This window comes from Streptomyces sp. NPDC093071 (genome assembly GCF_044754545.1).
GTDB lineage: Bacteria > Actinomycetota > Actinomycetes > Streptomycetales > Streptomycetaceae > Streptomyces.
In genome coordinates this window covers 1,150,442-1,167,682 of record NZ_JBIVPH010000002.1, presented here as the reverse complement: position 1 = coordinate 1,167,682, position 17,241 = coordinate 1,150,442, and the positions used below count along the sequence as shown (strand labels likewise).

The 17,241-nt window shown below is 73.6% G+C and carries 17 protein-coding genes, 3 pseudogenes and 1 riboswitch; of the genes and pseudogenes, 7 read left to right on the top strand and 13 right to left on the bottom strand.

Features of this window, described 5'->3' with window-relative positions; translation table 11 throughout:
* Nucleotides 1-66 precede the first annotated feature (66 nt).
* On the bottom strand, nt 67-864 hold the full coding sequence (locus ACIQD7_RS10760; RefSeq protein ID WP_402441291.1) for an SGNH/GDSL hydrolase family protein: 798 nt from the start codon (nt 862-864) through the stop codon (nt 67-69).
* A gap of 64 nt (nt 865-928) precedes the next feature.
* Here ACIQD7_RS10760 and ACIQD7_RS10755 point away from each other — a divergent pair, with 64 nt between their 5' ends.
* Nucleotides 929-1,948, top strand: a complete 1,020-nt coding sequence (locus tag ACIQD7_RS10755; protein WP_402441290.1) for a maleylpyruvate isomerase N-terminal domain-containing protein — start codon at nt 929-931, stop codon at nt 1,946-1,948.
* A gap of 82 nt (nt 1,949-2,030) precedes the next feature.
* On the opposite strand, the gene ACIQD7_RS10750 is transcribed toward ACIQD7_RS10755, so the two are convergent.
* The 7 genes from ACIQD7_RS10750 to bioB form a co-directional block, all read right to left on the bottom strand.
* Nucleotides 2,031-3,050: a hemolysin family protein gene (locus tag ACIQD7_RS10750; RefSeq protein WP_121833761.1), complete on the bottom strand. Its 1,020-nt coding sequence runs from the start codon at nt 3,048-3,050 to the stop codon at nt 2,031-2,033.
* Nucleotides 3,047-4,387 (bottom strand): hemolysin family protein, encoded by a 1,341-nt coding sequence (locus ACIQD7_RS10745; RefSeq protein WP_402441289.1) that lies wholly within the window; start codon nt 4,385-4,387, stop codon nt 3,047-3,049. Before ACIQD7_RS10745 ends, ACIQD7_RS10750 begins: the two co-directional genes overlap by 4 nt.
* Nucleotides 4,388-4,613: 226 nt before the next feature.
* Nucleotides 4,614-5,066, bottom strand: coding sequence for a GNAT family N-acetyltransferase (locus tag ACIQD7_RS10740; protein WP_402441288.1), 453 nt, complete (start codon nt 5,064-5,066; stop codon nt 4,614-4,616).
* A gap of 66 nt (nt 5,067-5,132) precedes the next feature.
* The gene (locus tag ACIQD7_RS10735; protein ID WP_402441287.1) at nt 5,133-5,798 is read right to left on the bottom strand and encodes a class I SAM-dependent methyltransferase; all 666 of its coding nucleotides are present in this window, start codon (nt 5,796-5,798) and stop codon (nt 5,133-5,135) included.
* Nucleotides 5,799-6,119: 321 nt separating this feature from the next.
* Entirely contained in the window at nt 6,120-6,848 is a 729-nt protein-coding gene (gene bioD, locus ACIQD7_RS10730; RefSeq protein ID WP_402441286.1) for a dethiobiotin synthase, read from the bottom strand.
* Nucleotides 6,849-6,867: 19 nt separating this feature from the next.
* On the bottom strand, nt 6,868-8,148 hold the full coding sequence (locus tag ACIQD7_RS10725; protein ID WP_161371456.1) for an adenosylmethionine--8-amino-7-oxononanoate transaminase: 1,281 nt from the start codon (nt 8,146-8,148) through the stop codon (nt 6,868-6,870).
* Nucleotides 8,141-9,421 (bottom strand): biotin synthase BioB, encoded by a 1,281-nt coding sequence (bioB, locus tag ACIQD7_RS10720; protein WP_402441285.1) that lies wholly within the window; start codon nt 9,419-9,421, stop codon nt 8,141-8,143. The genes ACIQD7_RS10725 and bioB overlap by 8 nt, the downstream gene beginning before the upstream one ends.
* 175 nt (nt 9,422-9,596) lie before the next feature.
* Here bioB and ACIQD7_RS10715 point away from each other — a divergent pair, with 175 nt between their 5' ends.
* The 4 genes and pseudogenes from ACIQD7_RS10715 (at nt 9,597) to ACIQD7_RS10700 (ending at nt 13,586) form a co-directional block, all read left to right on the top strand.
* On the top strand, nt 9,597-10,775 hold the full coding sequence (locus ACIQD7_RS10715; protein ID WP_402441284.1) for an 8-amino-7-oxononanoate synthase: 1,179 nt from the start codon (nt 9,597-9,599) through the stop codon (nt 10,773-10,775).
* A 162-nt stretch (nt 10,776-10,937) separates the two neighbouring features.
* Nucleotides 10,938-11,378: an ATP-binding protein gene (locus tag ACIQD7_RS10710; protein ID WP_402441283.1), complete on the top strand. Its 441-nt coding sequence runs from the start codon at nt 10,938-10,940 to the stop codon at nt 11,376-11,378.
* 108 nt (nt 11,379-11,486) lie between these two features.
* Nucleotides 11,487-12,332: pseudogene (locus tag ACIQD7_RS10705) on the top strand (Tn3 family transposase); the annotation flags it as partial.
* Nucleotides 12,306-13,586: a barstar family protein gene (locus ACIQD7_RS10700; protein WP_402441397.1), complete on the top strand. Its 1,281-nt coding sequence runs from the start codon at nt 12,306-12,308 to the stop codon at nt 13,584-13,586. The pseudogene ACIQD7_RS10705 and the gene ACIQD7_RS10700, both read left to right, overlap by 27 nt.
* 46 nt (nt 13,587-13,632) lie before the next feature.
* Here ACIQD7_RS10700 and ACIQD7_RS10695 read toward each other — a convergent pair.
* From ACIQD7_RS10695 to ACIQD7_RS10675, 5 genes and pseudogenes are all read right to left on the bottom strand, one after another.
* Nucleotides 13,633-13,839, bottom strand: a pseudogene (locus ACIQD7_RS10695) (site-specific integrase); the annotation flags it as partial.
* 13 nt (nt 13,840-13,852) lie between these two features.
* Nucleotides 13,853-14,246, bottom strand: a pseudogene (locus tag ACIQD7_RS10690) (DUF6000 family protein); the annotation flags it as partial.
* Nucleotides 14,247-14,489: 243 nt separating this feature from the next.
* Nucleotides 14,490-14,966, bottom strand: a complete 477-nt coding sequence (locus tag ACIQD7_RS10685) for a C40 family peptidase (protein ID WP_121833612.1) — start codon at nt 14,964-14,966, stop codon at nt 14,490-14,492.
* Nucleotides 14,967-14,969: 3 nt separating this feature from the next.
* A riboswitch (cyclic di-AMP (ydaO/yuaA leader) is annotated at nt 14,970-15,100 on the bottom strand.
* 399 nt (nt 15,101-15,499) lie between these two features.
* Nucleotides 15,500-15,796 carry a hypothetical protein gene (locus tag ACIQD7_RS10680; protein WP_402441282.1) on the bottom strand — a complete coding sequence of 99 codons (297 nt, stop codon included), beginning with the start codon at nt 15,794-15,796 and terminating at the stop codon, nt 15,500-15,502.
* Between the two features lie 7 nt (nt 15,797-15,803).
* A complete protein-coding gene (locus ACIQD7_RS10675) occupies nt 15,804-16,415 on the bottom strand; it encodes an ATP-dependent Clp protease proteolytic subunit (protein WP_402441281.1) in 612 nt (203 codons plus the stop codon).
* 58 nt (nt 16,416-16,473) lie between these two features.
* On the opposite strand from ACIQD7_RS10675, the gene ACIQD7_RS10670 reads away from it, so the two are divergent.
* Both ACIQD7_RS10670 and ACIQD7_RS10665 read left to right on the top strand, forming a co-directional pair.
* A complete protein-coding gene (locus ACIQD7_RS10670) occupies nt 16,474-16,752 on the top strand; it encodes a type II toxin-antitoxin system Phd/YefM family antitoxin (RefSeq protein ID WP_121833609.1) in 279 nt (92 codons plus the stop codon).
* Between the two features lie 182 nt (nt 16,753-16,934).
* Nucleotides 16,935-17,237, top strand: a complete 303-nt coding sequence (locus ACIQD7_RS10665; RefSeq protein WP_121833608.1) for an urease subunit gamma — start codon at nt 16,935-16,937, stop codon at nt 17,235-17,237.
* Nucleotides 17,238-17,241: the final 4 nt, after the last annotated feature.

The window sequence follows — 17,241 nt, the reverse complement described above, 5'->3', positions numbered from 1 at the left end:
AGTTTACCTGGCGGTTTCTGCAGGTCGGCGCCGCCGCCCGATGTAGAGCTTGCTACGAGACGCGGGTCACGAACGCTCGGCCCGGACGCTCACCGAGGGCGGGTACGGAAGCAGCTCCGGGCGCTTGGGGGCGCGGCCGTCGCCGGAGGAGCGGCCGGTCAGGCGCCGCCCGATCCAGGGGCCCAGGTGCTCCCTGGCGAAGCGGGCGTCCGCGAGCCGCCGGCTCGCCCAGCGCGGGCGCGCGGTCGGCGGCAGCGGGGTGCGCCAGTCCTCCTCCGGCTCCAGGCCGAGGGTCTGCCACACGGCCTCGGCGACCCGCCGGTGCCCCTCGGCCGTCAGGTGGAGCCGGTCCACGTCCCAGAGCCGGGGGTCGCCGAGCGACGGCGCCCCGTACAGGTCGACGACCAGGGCGCCGTGCCGGGCGGCGAGTCCGTCGATGTGGGCGAAGAGCTCCTCCATCCGGGGCCGGAAGCGCTCCATGACGGGTCCGTTCCGGCCGGGGCTGCGCATCAGGACGAGCTGCCCGCAGGCGGGTGTGAGGCGTTCCACTGCCTCGGTGAGGAGGTCCCTCACCCGGACCATGTCGACCTTGGGCCGGAGGGTGTCGTTGAGGCCGCCGACGAGGGTGACCACATCGGCCTCCATCGTTGCGGCCGGGCCGACTTGCTCCTCGACGATCTGTCCGATGAGCTTCCCGCGCACGGCGAGGTTCGCGTAGCGGAAGCCGGGGGAGCGGGCGGCGAGACGGCCCGCGAGGGCGTCGGCCCAGCCGCCGTAGGAACCGTCGGGCCTCAGGTCCGACATACCCTCGGTGAAGCTGTCGCCGAGGGCGACGAAACTGTTGTACGTGGCATTGATCTCCATGGCGGAGCGATCATACCGCGCGGTATGCGAGGCGTGCCGTGGAGAACCCGGAGGGGGAAACCCGATGAGCGACGCGCTCCTGAGCGCCCTGGCCGAGGCCCTGGCCGAACTGGTGACGGCGGTCGAGACCTCCGACGAGGACGTCCTCGACCCCGACACGGCGGTGGCGTGGCTGGAGTCCACCGGACACACCCTCGCCGGGCTCACGGCGGCCGACCGGCGCACCCTCGACGGACTGTTCCGCGCGGCCGCCCTGCGTGCGCCCGAGGGCCCCCGGCGGGACGAGCTGCTCGAGGTCTCCGGGGGCTTCGGCCTCACCGAGGACACCCACGCCGCCGCCTGCGACGCCGCCCTGGACCACGCCCGCCGCCTCGCCGCCGTCGTCCGCGCCGCCGACCCCGCCACCCCCGTCCCCGGCCGCCCCGACCGGACCCTCGCGGACCTCGCCCGGCACGTCGGCGCCGTCCACCGCTGGGCCGAGCACCTCGTACGGACCCGCTCCGCCGTCCGCGTCCTCACGGAGGACCTTCCCCTCGACCCGCCGGCCGACCCCGCCGCGCACGCCGACTGGCTGGTCGCCGGGGCCGAGCGGTTCGCCGCCACCGCGCGCGCCGCCGACCCGGACGCCCCCGTCTGGTCCCCGGGCGCCGACCCGCACGTCCGCCACTACCCCCGCCGGGTGCTCTTCGAGACCCTGGTCCACCTCGCCGACGCCGAGCTCGCCGTCGACGGGAAGACCGGCCCCCTCGACCCCGGCACGGCCGCGGACGCCGTCGACCACTTCCTGACCGACGCCCCGTACATCGGCCGGATCGCGGAGCCGGTCTCCCGGCTCGGCCGGGACGGGGCGGTCCTGCGCCTCGCCGCCCGCGACACCGGCGCCGTCTGGACCCTCGTCCTCGGCGGGGGCGGCTTCACCTGGACCCGGGGGAGCGGCGGCGCGCAGCCGACCGCCGCCGTCGAGGCGGACGCCGGGGAGCTGCTGCTCCTGCTGCACCACCGGTACGGGGCCGACGAGCCGTGCTTCGCGCACACCGGCGACCGGAGCCTGCTCGACGCCTGGCTGGCCGCCACCGCGCCCTGAACTCCGAAGCCCCTGAAACTCCGAACGGAAGAAGGGCCCCGGGACGGATCCCGGGGCCCTTCTTCCGTTCACGCGGACCGGATTACGACGCCGCGGGGCGTCCCACCAGCTCGCGCAGCACGTCCTCCATCGCCACGAGACCGGCCGGACGGTCGTTCTCGTCGAGCACCGCCGCCAGGTGCGTCCGGCTGCGGCGCATCGCGGTCAGGACGTCGTCCAGCGGCGTGTCCGCCCGCACCCGGGCGATCGGCCGCAGCGACGTCACCGGGAACGGCAGGTCGCGCGGGACGATGTCCAGGGCGTCCTTGACGTGCAGATAGCCCAGGATGTGCCGCTCCGGGTCGACCACGGGGAAGCGGGAGAAACCGGTCCGCGCCGACAGCGCCTCCAGCTCCTCGGGAGTGGTGCCGACCCGGGTGGACACCACCTTCTCCGCCGGCATCACCACGTCCCGTACGGGACGGCGGCCCAGCTCCAGGGCGTCGTGCAGCCGCTCGGCGGCCCGGTCGTCCAGGAGCCCGGCGTCACCGGCGTCGGTGACCATGCGGGCCAGCTCGTCGTCCGAGAAGGTCGCCGAGACCTCGTCCTTGACCTCCACCCGCAACAGCTTGAGCAGGGTGTTCGCGAAGGCGTTGATCGTGAAGATCACCGGCCGCAGCGCCCGGGCGAGCGCCACCAGGGGCGGCCCGAGGAGCAGCGCGGAGCGCGTCGGCTCCGCGAGCGCGATGTTCTTCGGCACCATCTCGCCGAGCAGCATGTGCAGGTACGTCGCGAGCGACAGGGCGATCACGAACGAGATCGGGTGCACCAGGCCGTGCGGGACGCCGACCGCGTCGAAGACCGGTTCGAGCAGGTGCGCGATGGCCGGTTCGGCGACGATGCCGAGGACCAGGGTGCAGAGCGTGATGCCGAGCTGGGCCGCCGCGAGCATCGCCGAGACGTGCTCCAGGCCCCAGACGACACTGCGCGCCCGCTTGTTCCCCGCCTCCGCGAGGGGCTCGATCTGGCTGCGGCGGACCGAGATCAGGGCGAACTCGGCGCCGACGAAGAAGGCGTTGACGACCAGGGTGAGCAGGCCGATCAGCAACTGGATCGCGATCATCGGCCGGCCTCCCCGGTCTCGTCCTCGGTGTCGTGCGCGGGCTCGTGCAGCAGCACGCGGGCCGCGCGCCGGCCCGAGGCGTCCACGACGTCGAGCCGCCAGCCGGCGAGCTCCACGCTGTCGCCGACGGCCGGGATCCGGCCCAGCTCGTGGGCGACCGCGCCCGCCAGCGTCTCGTACGGGCCGTCCGGCACCTTCAGGCCGATCGTGCCGACCTGGTCGGTGCGGGCCGCGCCGTCGGCGGACCACAGCACGCGCCCGTCCGCGTCCTCGCCGGCCCGTGCCAGGTCCGGGGTCTCGTGCGGGTCGTGCTCGTCGCGGACCTCGCCGACGACCTCCTCGACGATGTCCTCCAGGGTCACGACCCCGGCCGTACCGCCGTACTCGTCGATGACGACCGCCATCGTCTGCTTCCCGGACAGCCGGTCGAGCAGCCTGTCCACGGTCAGCGTCTCGGGGACGAGCAGCGGCTCGCGCAGCATCTCCCCGATCGGGCGGCGGTACCGCTCGCCGGCCGGTATGGCGAGGACGTCCTTGATGTGGGCGATGCCGACGACCGCGTCCAGGCTGTCCCGGTAGACCGGGAAGCGGGACAGGCCGGTCGCGCGGGTCGCGTTCGCCACGTCCTCGGCGGTTGCCTGCACGTCCAGGGCGGTGACCTGCACGCGGGGCGTCATCACGTTCTCGGCGGTCAGCTCCGCCAGGTTGAGGGTGCGGACGAACAGCTCGGCCGTGTCCGCCTCCAGGGCCCCCTCCTTGGCGGAGTGCCGGGCCAGGGCCACCAGCTCCTGCGGGGAGCGCGCGGACGCCAGCTCCTCGGTCGGCTCCATGCCGAGCCGGCGCAGGATCCGGTTCGCGGTGTTGTTGAGGTGGCTGATCAGCGGCTTGAAGGCCGCCGTGAACACGCGCTGCGGGGTGGCCACGACCTTCGCCACGGCGAGCGGCGAGGAGATGGCCCAGTTCTTGGGGACCAGCTCGCCGACCACCATCAGGACCACGGTCGACAGGGCGGTGCCCAGGACCAGGGCCACCGAGGAGGCGACCGTGGCGGAGAGGCCGACGGCCTCGACCGGGCCCTTGATCAGGGCGGCGATCGACGGCTCGGCCAGCATTCCGACCACCAGGTTGGTGACGGTAATGCCCAGCTGGGCGCCGGAGAGCTGGAACGTCAGCGATTTCACGGCCTTGAGCGCGCTCGACGCGCCGCGCTCGTCGCGCTTCACGGCGGCTTCGAGCTCGCCCCGCTCGACCGTGGTCAGCGAGAACTCGGCCGCGACGAAGGCGCCGCACGCGAGGGAGAGCAGGAGCGCGAGGAGGAGCAGGAGCACTTCGGTCATCGGTTCACCTCCGTCCCATGATCACGCGGCGGGAGGAGGATCGCTCGGCGTCGGCGGCCGGAGCCGGAGCTTTCGAGTCTGTGGAAACCAGTGCTACTGGGAGGCTCGCCCATGGGCGGACGCTCACACCTTTCGGTCGTCGGGATGAGAGACCATGGTAAAGGAGAGGCAAAGCGGGGTGCCGGTCGCCCCCGGGCTCCTCACCTGGCGCTTCACGCCGTTTTCCCTACCCCTCCCGCTTCTCTCGCCTCGTCCGCTCCGTGAGCGGCTTCACCCAGCGGCGCCAGTGGTCCTCGCGCTCGTACCCGGCGGCCGCCCACAGCATCCGCCCCGTCCCGTTCGCCTCCAGGACCATGGCGTCCACGCGCCGGCCGCCGAGCGCGGTGAACCGCTCCTCGGCCGCCCGCAGGAGCGCGGTGGAGATCCCCCGGCGCCGGTACGCGGGCAGGACGGCGAGCCGGTAGAGGGAGGCGCGCCAGCCGTCCCAGCCGGCGATCACGGACCCCACGATCCGGCCGTCGGCCAGCGCGAGGAGCAGGGCCTCCGGATCGCGCGCGACGAGCCGGGTGACCCCGTCCACGTCGTCCGAGACGGACGTCCCCTCGGCGGACTCCCGCCAGAAGGCGAGAACGGCTTCGGCCTCGTCGGCGGTGGCGGCACGTATCTGCAGATCGATCATGGCCGGATCCCATCACGGGGACCTCGGGCCGTGCCAGGGAGTTCCGGAGGGCGGGACGGCGCCGCCTCACCGGCGCGCCGTGCCCAGGACGCAGGGCGAGGACGGCAGCCGGGGCCCGCCCTCCGGGACGTCGAAGGAGCGGTACGGGCCGAGGGCGAACCCGGCGCCCTCGATCTCCGCCAGCGGAGCGCGGGAGGTGTGGCAGCCGCCGAAGAGCAGCGGCCACACGGTCCGGTCGAGGCCCCGCTGCACCCGCGCGAGCCCCGGGGTGTCCGCCGCCCCGTGCTCGAAGAAGCGCAGTTCGCCGCCGGGGCGCAGGACCCGGCGCAGCTCCGCGAGGGCCGCCGGCACGTCCCGTACCGTGCACAGGACCAGGGAGACCACCGCCGCGTCGAAGGCGCCGTCCCCGGCCGGCAGCGCCTCGGCCGTCCCCGGCACCACGGTCACCGGAACGGCCGCCCGCCGCGCGGCCCTCCCGGCCAGTTCGCGCAGCCGGGCCTCCGGCTCGACGGCCACGACCTCCGTGACCCCGACCGGGTAGTGCCCGAAGTTCAGCCCGTTCCCGGCCCCGACCTCGACCACCCGGCCGGCGAGCCCGCCGAGCAGCTCCGCCCGGAGGGCCCCGATCCCGCCCCGCGTCTCGGCGGAGACGCTGAACCGGGCGTAGAAGCGGGCGAAGAGGGGGTGGTGCACCCGGGACGGCCCCTCGGACCCCGGCCGCGAAGACGTCATCGGAAGCTCCTCACGCCTGGACGCGCACACTCCCAGCCTACGGAGCCGCACGCCCCGGAGCCCGACGACGGGCCGGACCCGCCCGCCCCACCCGTACGGGAGGGTGGGCCCTCGGCCGTGCGAGAGGACCGTGCCCCCGGGGCGCCCAGGACCCGGCCACACCGGGCACGCGGAGGAGACGTGCGGGGCGCGTGGGGCGGGCGGCCGTACGACACCCGGCCACCGGGCACGCGGAGAAGCCCCCCGCGACGCGGCCCGTCGACGCGCGACTGCGCCCCGGCACCCAGAGCCGCGCGGGCCCTGGACACCCCGGACCGGCGGTCAGCCCCCGTACGGCTCCGCGTGCGTCCGTGCGAACGACTCCGCGTCCCACGTCCCGCCCAGGGACGGGGCCAGCCAGCCGCCCGCCGCCGTCCGGAACTCCGCCGGGAGCAGGGCGCCCGAGCCCTCCGGTACGGCTCCGAGAAGGGGGGCGCCCGCCGCCTCCGGCAGGTCGGCCAGGTTGCAGCGGGCCGCCAGGTCCGGCGCGGCCGGCCAGCTGCCGATCACCACGCCCAGCCGCGCGATCCCGCGCGCCCGCAGCGCCTCGGCCGTCAGGGCGGTCGAGTTGAGCGTCCCGAGCCCGGCCGGGGCCACCACCAGGACGGGCGCGCCGAGCAGCGCCGCCGCGTCCGCGAGCGTGCCGCCCTCCTCGTCGAAGCGGACGAGCAGCCCGCCCGCCCCCTCCACGAGCACCAGGTCGTGCCCGGCGGCCAGCTTCCGGGCGGCCTCGGCGACCTCCCCGGGCCCGACCGGCGCCAGACCGGCCCGCCGGGCGGCCGTCCCGGGGGCCAGCGGCTCCGGGAAACGGCCCAGCTCGGCCGAGGCGGCGGCGCCCGAGAGCCGTACGACCTCGTCCGCGTCGCCCCGCTCGTCCGGCCCGACGCCCGTCTGCGCCGGTTTCAGGACGGCGACCGACCGCCCCGCGGCGGTCGCGACGGCGGCCACGGCCGCGGTCACGACCGTCTTGCCGATCTCGGTCCCGGTGCCGCTGACGACGACGATTCCCACAGCCCGCTCCATCCTTCGTTCAGCCCGCCGCCGCGGCGGCCCGTACCGCCGCGCAGATCCGGGCCACGTCCTCGTCGCCGGTCACGTACGGCGGCATCGTGTAGATCAGGTCCCGGAACGGGCGCAGCCACACGCCCTCCCGGACCGCCGCGCGCGTCGCCGCCGCCATGTCGACCTCGTGGTCGAGCTGGACGACCCCGATCGCGCCGAGCACCCGCACGTCCCGCACGCCCGGCAGGGCGGCGGCCGGGGCGAGCCCCTCGCGCAGCCCGGCCTCGATCCGCTCGACCTCGACCCGCCAGTCCCGCGAGAGCAGCAGGTCGATCGAGGCCAGGGCCACGGCGGAGGCCAGCGGGTTCCCCATGAAGGTCGGCCCGTGCGCCAGGACCGGCACCTCGCCCCGCGAGATCCCGTCCGCCACCCGGCTCGTGCAGAGCGTCGCGGCCATCGACAGGTAACCGCCCGTCAGCGCCTTGCCCACGCACATCACGTCGGGGGACACCCCGGCCGCGTCGGCGGCGAACAGCGTGCCCGTACGCCCGAACCCGGTCGCGATCTCGTCGAACACCAGCAGCACGCCGTGCTCGTCGCAGGCCTCCCGCAGCACCCGCAGGTACGCCGGGTCGTGGAAGCGCATCCCGCCCGCGCCCTGCACCACCGGCTCCACGACCACCGCGGCCAGCTCGTGCGCGTGCCGCCCGATCGAGGTCCGCAGCAGCTCCGCGTACGACTCCTCGTACGCGGCCGGCGGGGCGTCCGTGAAGACCTGCGGCTGGAGGACCCCCGACCACAGCTCGTGCATCCCGCCCTCGGGGTCGCACACCGACATCGGCTGCCAGGTGTCGCCGTGGTAGCCGCCGCGCCAGGTGAAGAGCCGCCGCTTCTCGGGGCGGCCGAGCGAACGCCAGTACTGCAGGCACATCTTGACGGCGACCTCGACGGAGACCGAGCCCGAGTCGCTGAGGAAGACGTGCCGCAGCGGCTCGGGGGTGATCTCCACCAGCCGGCTCGCGAGCCGGACGGCCGGCTCGTGGGTGAGCCCGCCGAACATCACGTGGCTCATCCGGTCGAGCTGGCCGCGCACCGCCTCGTTCAGGACGGGGTGGTTGTAGCCGTGCACCGCCGACCACCACGAGGACATGCCGTCGACCAACTCGTCCCGCCCCTCGGCGGGTTCGGCGAGCCGGAGGCGCACCCCGGACGCGGACGCGACGACCAGCGGTTCCGTGCGGCCCGGCATGGGGCCGTACGGGTGCCAGACGTGCGCCCGGTCCAGGGCGAGGAGCTCGTCGTTACGCATTCGGCGCGAGGTCCGTCCCGGCTCCCCGGCGGCGCACCGCCACCAGATCGGTCCGGGCGCCGCCCGGCGCGGCCTCGGCGGCCGGGGTCGCGGCGGGCTCGGGGACCGGGGCGTGACCGCCGCACGGGCCGCAGCCGCCGCCGGAGTGCGAGCCGCAGCCCGCGCCGGCCTCCGCCGCGCCGCCCTCCGCCGGCGCGTGCGAGCCGCAGCCGCCGCCGGCCGCCGGGGCGCCCGAGCCGCAGCCGCCGCCCGCCGCCGCGAGCGCGTCCGCGCGGTGGGCGGGCAGCGTGGGCGTGCCCGTGCCCTCCACCTCGAAGCCCGCGTCCGCGATCATGTCCAGGTCGGCCTGTCCGGCCTGGCCCTCACTGGTCAGGTAGTCGCCCAGGAAGATCGAGTTCGCGATGTGCAGCGCGAGCGGCTGCATCGAGCGCAGGTGCACCTCGCGGCCGCCGGCGATCCGCACCTCGACGTCGGGGCAGACGAACCGCACCATCGCCAGGATCCGCAGACAGCGCTGCGGGGTCAGGTTCCACTCCTTGGCGAGCGGGGTGCCCTCGAACGGGATGAGGAAGTTGACCGGCACCGAGTCCGAGCCCAGCTCCCGCAGCGCGTACACGACGTCGACCAGGTCCTCGTCGGCCTCGCCCATGCCCGCGATCAGACCCGAGCAGGCCGAGAGCCCGGCCGCGTGCGCCTTCTGGACGGTGTCCACCCGATCGGCGTACGTGTGGGTCTTGGTGATCCCCCCGTACGTCGCCTCGGAGGTGTTCAGGTTGTGGTTGTACGCGTCGGCGCCGGCCTCCCGCAGCCGCTCCGCCTGGCCGTCCGAGAGCAGTCCGAGGCAGGCGCACACCTCGACGCCCTCGTTCTCCTCCTTGATGGCCTCGATGGTCCTGCCGACCCGCTCGACGTCCCGGTCCGTCGGACCGCGTCCGCTCGCCACCAGGCACACCCGCTTGGCGCCGCCCGCGACGCCCGCCGCGGCCGCCTTGGACGCCTCGTCCGGCTTCAGCCAGGTGTACTTGAGGATCTCCGCCTTGGAGCCGAGCCGCTGCGAACAGTACGAGCAGTCCTCGGGGCACAGGCCGGACTTCAGATTGACCAGATAGTTGAGCTTCACCCGCCGCCCGAACCACTGACGGCGCACCTTGCCGGCCGCCGCCACCACATCGAGCAGTTCGTCGTCGGAGGTCGCCAGGACGGCGAGCGCTTCTTCACGGGTCGGCGGCTCGCGCCGCAGCCCCTTCTCCACCAGCGTGTTCAGCAGGTCCATAACCGCTGATCCTGGCCTATCGCCCGGCCCCGGGCCAAGGAGGATCCGAACAAACGGCTCCGAGCGGGGTGTGTGGATGACCACACCACGATCCCGGTCTCCTGCGGTTAGGGTCTGTGCGCTGCCTACAAAAGGCGCCGGCCGGCCGGCCGAAGGCGCCGACGGAGGAACCCGTATGCCACAGGCCGACGACGCACGGGCCGCGGGTCCGCGCCGCACCGCGTTCGACTGGACCGACGCCGAGGCGCGCCGCCGGGCCGACGCCGGTCTGGTCCGCACGCTGCGGCCCCGGGCGGCCGAGTCGGACCTCCTCGACCTGGCGGGCAACGACTACCTCGGCCTCACCCGCAGGCCCGAGGTCACCGGGGCGGCGGCCGAGGCGGCCCGGCGCTGGGGAGCCGGCTCCACCGGCTCCCGGCTCGTCACCGGCACCACCCTCCTGCACACCGACCTGGAGCGCGAACTCGCCGACTTCTGCGGCTTCGAGGCGGCCCTCGTCTTCTCCTCCGGCTACGCCGCCAACCTCGCCGTGCTCACCGCGCTCGGCGGCCGGGACTCCCTGATCGTCTCGGACGCCGCCAACCACGCCTCCCTGGTGGACGGTTGCCGTCTGGCGCGCGCCGAGACCGCCGTCGTCCCGCACGCCGACCCCGAGGCCGTGCGCAAGACCCTGGAGGCGCACCCCGGGCGCCGGGCCCTCGTCGTCAGCGACTCCGTCTTCTCCGTCGACGGCGACCGGGCCCCGCTCGCGGAGCTGGCCGCCGCCTGCCGCGCGCACGGCGCGGGTCTCGTCGTGGACGACGCCCACGGCTTCGGCGTCCTCGGCGACGGCGGCCGGGGCGCGGTGCACGGGGCCGGGCTCGCGGGCGACGAGGACGTGGTCGCCACCCTGACCCTCTCCAAGTCCCTGGGCAGCCAGGGCGGCGCGGTCCTCGGCCCGGCCCGGGTGATCGAACACCTGGTGAACGCCGCCCGCACCTTCATCTTCGACACCGGCCTCGCACCGGCCGCCGTCGGCGGCGCCCTCGCGAGCCTGCGGCTGATCGCCGCCGAACCGGGGCTCGCCGGGCGGGCCCGTACCGTCGCCACCACCCTGTACGAGCGGCTGACCGCGGCCGGACTCACCGCGGCCCGGCCCGACGCGGCCGTGGTCTCGGTCCGCGCCCCCTCCCCGGAGGCGGCGCTGCGCTGGGCGGCGGACTGCCGGGAACGGGGCCTGGCGGTCGGCTGCTTCCGGCCCCCGTCCGTCCCCGACGGCGTCTCGCGCCTGCGCCTGACGGCCCGCGCCGACCTGACGGACGCGCAGATCGCCCGGGCGGTGGAGACGGTCCTGCGGACCGCACCCGCCGCCTGACGCCAGGGACGGGGCCGTCCACGGTGCGTACGGTTCACCGCTTCGGGCGACAGACGGGGCGACAGCCTGGTGGAACCGGGTGGGGCGCGGCACCATCGGTGGGACTCTGACGCGCAGGGTGATCCGGGGCGGCGGCCCCGGCGGGAAAGGGACGGAGTCGCCATGGCAGACCATCAGGAAGCATCCGTCACCCTGCCGAGCGAGCCCGCCTCGGTCCCCGCCGCCCGGCGGTACGTCGCGGAGGTCCTCACCGCCTGGGGCCTCGACGACTGCTCCGACCAGGCGGACGCGGTCCGCCTGGTCGTGTCGGAGCTGGCCACCAACGCCGTCCTGCACACCTTCGGCCGGTCGCCCTCCTTCACGGTCGGCGTCCGCCTGGAGCACGGGGAACGGCTCCACGTCGGCGTCACGGACAGCCACCCGCGCCGTCCCCGCCGCCTTCCCGCGGCGGTCCAGCAGGACAACGGCCGCGGCATGGCCATCATCCGCTCCCTGGCGGCGCAGTCCGGCGGCCGCCTCTCGGTGACCCCGACCGAGGACGGCGGCAAGACGGTGGGCGTCACCCTGCCGTGGAAGGCGGCCGTCCCTGTGGCGAGTCGCTAAGACTCCCTCGTCACCGCGTCCCGCGACCGGCCTGAACCCCTGCCGCCGGCCCGGCCTCTCTCGGGACCACGGAACCACCGACCGAAACGGGGCGGCCCGGGGGCTCCGGTGGTGCCGACGGTTCACCGCGCTCCGCCGCCCGCGTGGAGGGCGCCGTTCCCGACGCCCCACCCTTGCCACAGGGAAAGGGAACCGACCTGCCCTGATGAGGCGATGTGCTGCGGATTCGGCGACTCCCTGTACGTGCCGGACGTCCTCTACGACCGCGACGGCGGCAAGCGCCCGGAGACGATCGTCACCGACACCGCCTCCTACAACGACATCGTCTTCGGCCTGCTCGTCCTCGCCGGATTCGCGTACGCCCCGCAGCTCGCCGACCTGCCCGATCAGAAGATGTGGCGCATCGACCGCACGGCCGACCACAGCGCTTTCCAAAGAGCGGCTTGCGGCCGGGTCGACCTCGCCCGCATCGCGCGGCACTGGGAGGACATCCTTCGGATCATCGGCTCCACCCGCACCGGCACCGTCCGCGCCTACGACATGATCCGGATGCTCTCCCGGGACGGGCGCCCGACCCCGCTCGGGGACGCGATCGCGCACTACGGGCGGATCTCGAAGTCGTTGCGCATCCTGCGCCTGGCCGACGAGCCCGGCTACCGCCACCAGATCAAGGTGCAGGCCAACCTCCAGGAAGGCCGACACGCGCTCGCCCGGAAAATCTTCCACGGCCGCGCCGGACAGCTCCACCAGCGCTACCAGGACGGTACGGAGGACCAGATCGGCGCGCTCGGCCGGGTCCTCGATGCCCTGGTGCTCTTCAACCCCCGGTACATGGGTGCCGCCGTCGCCCAGCTCCGCGCCGACGGCTTCGACGCCCGTGACGAGGACGCCGCCCGGCTCTCCCCGTTCGTGCGGTACCACGTCGACATGCTCGGGCGGTACTCGTTCCATCTGACGGTCCTCCGTCTTCCGCGGGCCAGGCGGGTCCGTATCGTTGGCGCGAAGGCTGCTCACATGTTCGGGGGTTGGGTGCGCATCGCAGATCACGCCACGTGGGACCGGGGCTTCCCGGTGAAGTACCTCCTGGTTCGGGAGGACGAGGACGGAGTGGAACAGCTCTGGGGGAGGTGTGCGGGCGTCGAAGGGCTGTTCGCCGACCCGGTCCCGCCCCCACGGGAGGTCCTCACCCTCCGAGGGTGCCTCCCCGACGGCCTCCTGAGCGAGGTCCTGGCTGAGCCCGATGCCTCGCCGCGGGGCCTGGGCGATGTGTGCGTCGAGGTCTGGGACGACGAGAAGCCCGTGCAGTGGTGGACGCTCGTCGATGCCGTCGTGGTGACCCATCAGCCCCACTCGGCCGATCCGGCGCGGTACGACATCGTGCTCGGCGCCGGCGTCAGAAACGAGGAGGGCTTCTTCGAACTGCCTGCGGCACCGCGCTTCGAGCTCTTCGCGGGAACGGCAGCCGCTGCGGCGAGGGCAGGGCAGTGCTCCTCCGTGGACGGCCTGTTCGAAGCACGAGTGGAACCGGCTCCCGCTCCGCTGGAGCTGATCGGCTGCGAGCCCGCGGAGCCCCTGCTCGCGGCGCTGCGGCGGCCCCGTCGAAGGGAGCGGGACCGGGCCTCCCTCCTGGTGCTGGATCGGCAGGGTGCCGTGATGGCCTCCCGCTCCGTGGGCCTGGCCATTACCGGAGCGCGTCCGTCCGTGCTCGGCGGCACGCTCGTCGACATCACCCTCACCGATGGCGGCGACGACCGGCCACCGCCGGCGGCCCGCCCGGTCTGGGCGGAGTGGTATCAGAGCCCGCCGGGAGAGCCCAATCTTTGGGCACCGTACGACTCACAGGGCAGGGCCGCATGGTTGGACCTCACCACACGTGCCTGGCGGGTGCCCGCGCCCCAGCCGGACCGGTCCGGCGGTGAGCACCATCTCGACGGCCGATTCGTCACGGACGTTGCCGGGCTGCACTGCGCGATCGCCGAGGCCCTGCTCGGGCCCGGCCGCTATTTCGGCCGGGAGTGGAACGCGTTCAAGGACTGTCTGGGCGGTGGATTCGGGGTGGCTCCTCCCTTCACCTTGACCTGGCACGACTCCGAGATCGCGCGCCGCGCGCTTCGGGACGTCGTGGAGGATCCGGAGGGCGGGCTCTCCTACTTCGAGGACATCGTGCGGCTCCTCGAACGGTGCGGCGTCACGGTCGTACTCCGGTGAGCCGCAGGCGCCCGAGCGAGTACGGCCCCTAGAGGCCGAGAGGTCTTCAGCGCCTGCTGTTGCCGGGCGCGAGCAGACTGGTGACCTCGGCGATCGTCTCCGGGGGCGGCTTGAAGTAGCGGTGGACGTTCTCCGTCCTCCTGCGCCGTGACTTCGCCATCAGAATCAGCGGACTGGCCCCGGCCCCACCAAGACGGGTCGGCCCGGAGTGACGGTACTCGTGCAGGTCCCAGCCGGAGCCTTCGGCGCGAACGAGACCGATGGAGTCAAATGCCGGCGCATTCGTCAATGACGGCGCAGGCGAGGCGAATGCCGCCCAGGACGGAGTCGGTGTACGCCAGGGCGCCCATGGCCGTCGGCTGGTCGTAGGCGAGGTCGGGCCGGTGCAGGTAGCGGTCCAGGTAGGCGGCGAGCAGGTCGGCATCTCGTGCGATGCCGAAACTCGCCAACGCCACGCAGTAGGCCCGCCCGTGCAGCAGACCTCGCTCTCCAGCAGCAGTGCTCCCAGACGCCCGCGGAACCGGTCACGGCGCGAGACGGCGACGAGAGCCATGCCGCGGTGCGCCGCTCGCGCCGGCTGCCCTCGAGGAGGAGGGTGAGCTCGGCATCGGTCACAGCTCTCGCATCACGGGCCGGGGCATGAAGGAACGGCTCGTACTCCTCCACAGCCGCGAACGCAAGGACGTACGTTCCCTCGTCCTGCCGTGCACGAAGCCTCGTCGAAGGCGGGGTACCGCCGGCAGCCCGAGGGCGGAGCGATCGCGCGGCCGCAGGACGTCCTCGTCCCGCTACCCCTGCGATTCGCTCCCGTTCCGTTCTCCGGCCCCGGTCGGGCGGGAGGGGCGGCGGCGCCACCGCACCCCCCGGTCCGTCTCGAGGCGCCCGGTCAGCGCCCGGGCGGGGTCACCGGACGCGTCCGTAGTAGACCTTCGAGGACCAGATCTTGTCGAGCTTCACCCAGGAGCCGGTCTTGGGCGAGTGCCAGATCTTGCCGCTCCCGGCGTAGATGCCCACGTGGTAGACCTTCCCGCCGGAGTGGAAGAAGACCAGGTCCCCCTTCTGCCTGCTCCCGGCGGAGACGTGCCGGGTCTTGTTGTACTGCTGCTGCGCGGTGCGGGGCAGCGACTTGCCCGCCTTCTTGTACGCGTAGAGCGTCAGGCCCGAGCAGTCGAACCGGGAGGGGCCGGCGGCCCCGTAGCGGTAGGGCGCGCCCTTCTTGGCGGCGGCGATGCTCAGCGCCTTGTTCGCGTGAGCGGTGGCCGCCTGGGCCTCCGGTGCCGCGCCCGGGGCGAGCAGCGTGCCGCCGACGGCGGCGAGGGTGAGAGCCGAGACGGCTCCGGCCCGGGACAGCAGGGACGGGACGTGCATCTGCGCAGTCATGCGCAACCCTTCGTCAGCCGCCTGTGAAGGATGACCTGTCGGGTTCGGGCAGGCGAAGATGCCCGGCCGCGGCTGCGGCTTCACCCCAAGGGCCGGCCCCGCTGCGGAAACAGCGCGTACGGCCCGTACTGCTCGGGTCCTCCACTCCTGCCGATCCAATCCTGTCGACCAGACGTCCGGGACAGCGGCAGGACTCGGCGTCCGCCCGGACCGCCCCGCCTCGGATGGCGGGGGCTTGTCGTCGGCAGGGATCTTGCCCCACAGCGTGGTCGAAATCCGAGCGGAAACAGCGATATGTGAGAGTCCTCACGACTGATCCATTCGAGTGGACAGGATGCTTTCGTGATCGCGGAGGTTTGACCGACGAGCCCCGCACCAGCAAAGGAACGCCCGATTCCGCCAGATGTGTACACCCCGTGCGCAACTCGTCCGAGCCATATGTCGACTCGTCGACTCCATCGAACGGACGAGTGCTTCCGGCGCGGCTGTCGGCCGTCCGGCCCTCGACACGACATGCCGGAATGTCAACTCCGTCATGCCCGGGGGAGCGTGACCCGGCCGGCCCGCCGCTCCCCGTCCAGCACCCGCAGGGCCCGCGCCAGGGTGTCCGCGTGGACCTCGCTCTCGCCCCGCGCGTGCATGAGCGCCAGGGCCTCGCGCAGCACCTCCGCGCGCCCCACCAGGGCCTGAGCCGCCCTCAGGGCCCCATAGGTATGCGTACTTCTGGATGGATTGATCTTCCCCAGGAGGTCGACCACCGCGAGGTACGCGTCGACGAGTTCGCCCTCGGCCCGCGTCAGGGCGGGCAGCGGCGGCGGTTCGGGGACCACGGCCCGCTCACCGCACCGCGTCGCGCCGGCGCGTGATGACGTGGTCCACCAGGCCGTACTCGACCGCGGCCGGAGCGTCCAGGACCGTGAGGCGGTCGAGGTCGGCGTCGACCCGCTCCCTGCTCCGTCCGGTGTGCCCGGCGAGCATCCCGGCCACCAGGTCGCGCTGGCGGAGCAGTTCGCGCGCCTGGATGTCGAGGTCGCTCGGCTGTCCGCGCAGGGGCTCGTCCACGGCGGGCTGCCGGAGCGTGACCCGGGAGCCGGGGAGCATCATGCGCTTGCCCGGGGTGCCGGCGGCGAGCAGGACGGCGGCGGTGGAGGCGGCCTGGCCCAGGCAGGTGGTCGCCACGTCACAGGCGAGCGTCCGGATCGTGTCGTGGATCGCGGTCATGGCGGCGACCGAACCGCCGGGCGAGTTGACGTAGAGCGCGATGTCCTGATCGGGCGCCGCGTACTCCAGGTGCAGGAGCTGGGCGATCACGTCGTTGGACGAGGTCTCGTCGATCCGCGTGCCGAGGAAGACGATCCGGGACTCCAGCAGTTTCGTGTACGGGTCGAGGGTCCGGGTCCCGTGAGCGGTCCGCTCCGTGAACTCCGGCAGGACGTGTCGAGCCTCCATGACGGGCACCTCCATCGGTAAAAAATGTACAGGACGTACAGACCGTAAGATGGGGAGCATGACCTACGAGATCCCGGTGACGCAAGCGCGAGCCGAGCTCGCGGACCTCATCAACCGCGTCGTGTACGGCGGTGAACGCGTCGTCGTCACCCGCCACGGGAAGCCCCTGGTCGCCCTGGTCTCCGCCGCCGACCTGGACGTACTCGAAGCGGCGGCGCAGCCGGAGGAGGAGCGGGTGGTCCGCTCGGTCTCCGGTTTCCACTCCCTCGACTCCGCTCCCGGCGAACAGGGGCACTTCGGCCTCGCCGCCCGCCACCGCGAGCCCGGCGCCCCGTAGCGGCCCGCCGGTCGGATGATCATGGGAACGCAAAGCCGGAGTTAACGAGCCGGAAAAACTTCCGCCCTAACGTGCAATGTCTCGCCGCGGGCCGCATCCGGGCCGTTCAACAGAGTGTTGACGGTCGGTAGGGTCCGCAGCTGTCCGGGTGCCGTCCCGGTCGACGACTGTGAGGTGGAAGAGTGCAACTGAGCCCGCACGAGCAGGAACGCCTGCTCATCCATGTGGCGGCGGACGTGGCCGAGAAGCGCAGGGCCCGGGGCGTACGGCTCAACCACCCCGAGGCCGTCGCCCTCCTGACCTCCCACGTCCTGGAGGGCGCCCGCGACGGCCGGACCGTCGCCGAGCTGATGGCCTCCGGCCGCAAGGTGCTCACCCGCGACGACGTCATGGAGGGCATCCCCGAGATGATCCACGACGTCCAGGTCGAGGCCACCTTCCCGGACGGCACCAAGCTCGTCACCGTCCACGACCCCATCGTCTGAACGG

What these genes read in the sequence shown, in the direction of transcription:
- ACIQD7_RS10735 (WP_402441287.1), bottom strand. Translation starts at nt 5,798, where the DNA reads ATGACGTCTTCGCGGCCGGGGTCCGAGGGGCCGTCCCGGGTGCACCAC.
- ACIQD7_RS10745 (WP_402441289.1), bottom strand. Translation starts at nt 4,387, where the DNA reads ATGACCGAAGTGCTCCTGCTCCTCCTCGCGCTCCTGCTCTCCCTCGCG.
- ACIQD7_RS10670 (WP_121833609.1), top strand. Translation starts at nt 16,474, where the DNA reads ATGACCTACGAGATCCCGGTGACGCAAGCGCGAGCCGAGCTCGCGGAC.
- ACIQD7_RS10750 (WP_121833761.1), bottom strand. Translation starts at nt 3,050, where the DNA reads ATGATCGCGATCCAGTTGCTGATCGGCCTGCTCACCCTGGTCGTCAAC.
- ACIQD7_RS10760 (WP_402441291.1), bottom strand. Translation starts at nt 864, where the DNA reads ATGGAGATCAATGCCACGTACAACAGTTTCGTCGCCCTCGGCGACAGC.
- ACIQD7_RS10740 (WP_402441288.1), bottom strand. Translation starts at nt 5,066, where the DNA reads ATGATCGATCTGCAGATACGTGCCGCCACCGCCGACGAGGCCGAAGCC.
- ACIQD7_RS10700 (WP_402441397.1), top strand. Translation starts at nt 12,306, where the DNA reads ATGCTCGGGCGGTACTCGTTCCATCTGACGGTCCTCCGTCTTCCGCGG.
- ACIQD7_RS10715 (WP_402441284.1), top strand. Translation starts at nt 9,597, where the DNA reads ATGCCACAGGCCGACGACGCACGGGCCGCGGGTCCGCGCCGCACCGCG.
- ACIQD7_RS10725 (WP_161371456.1), bottom strand. Translation starts at nt 8,148, where the DNA reads ATGCGTAACGACGAGCTCCTCGCCCTGGACCGGGCGCACGTCTGGCAC.
- bioB (WP_402441285.1), bottom strand. Translation starts at nt 9,421, where the DNA reads ATGGACCTGCTGAACACGCTGGTGGAGAAGGGGCTGCGGCGCGAGCCG.
- ACIQD7_RS10710 (WP_402441283.1), top strand. Translation starts at nt 10,938, where the DNA reads ATGGCAGACCATCAGGAAGCATCCGTCACCCTGCCGAGCGAGCCCGCC.
- ACIQD7_RS10685 (WP_121833612.1), bottom strand. Translation starts at nt 14,966, where the DNA reads ATGACTGCGCAGATGCACGTCCCGTCCCTGCTGTCCCGGGCCGGAGCC.
- ACIQD7_RS10755 (WP_402441290.1), top strand. Translation starts at nt 929, where the DNA reads ATGAGCGACGCGCTCCTGAGCGCCCTGGCCGAGGCCCTGGCCGAACTG.
- ACIQD7_RS10675 (WP_402441281.1), bottom strand. Translation starts at nt 16,415, where the DNA reads ATGGAGGCTCGACACGTCCTGCCGGAGTTCACGGAGCGGACCGCTCAC.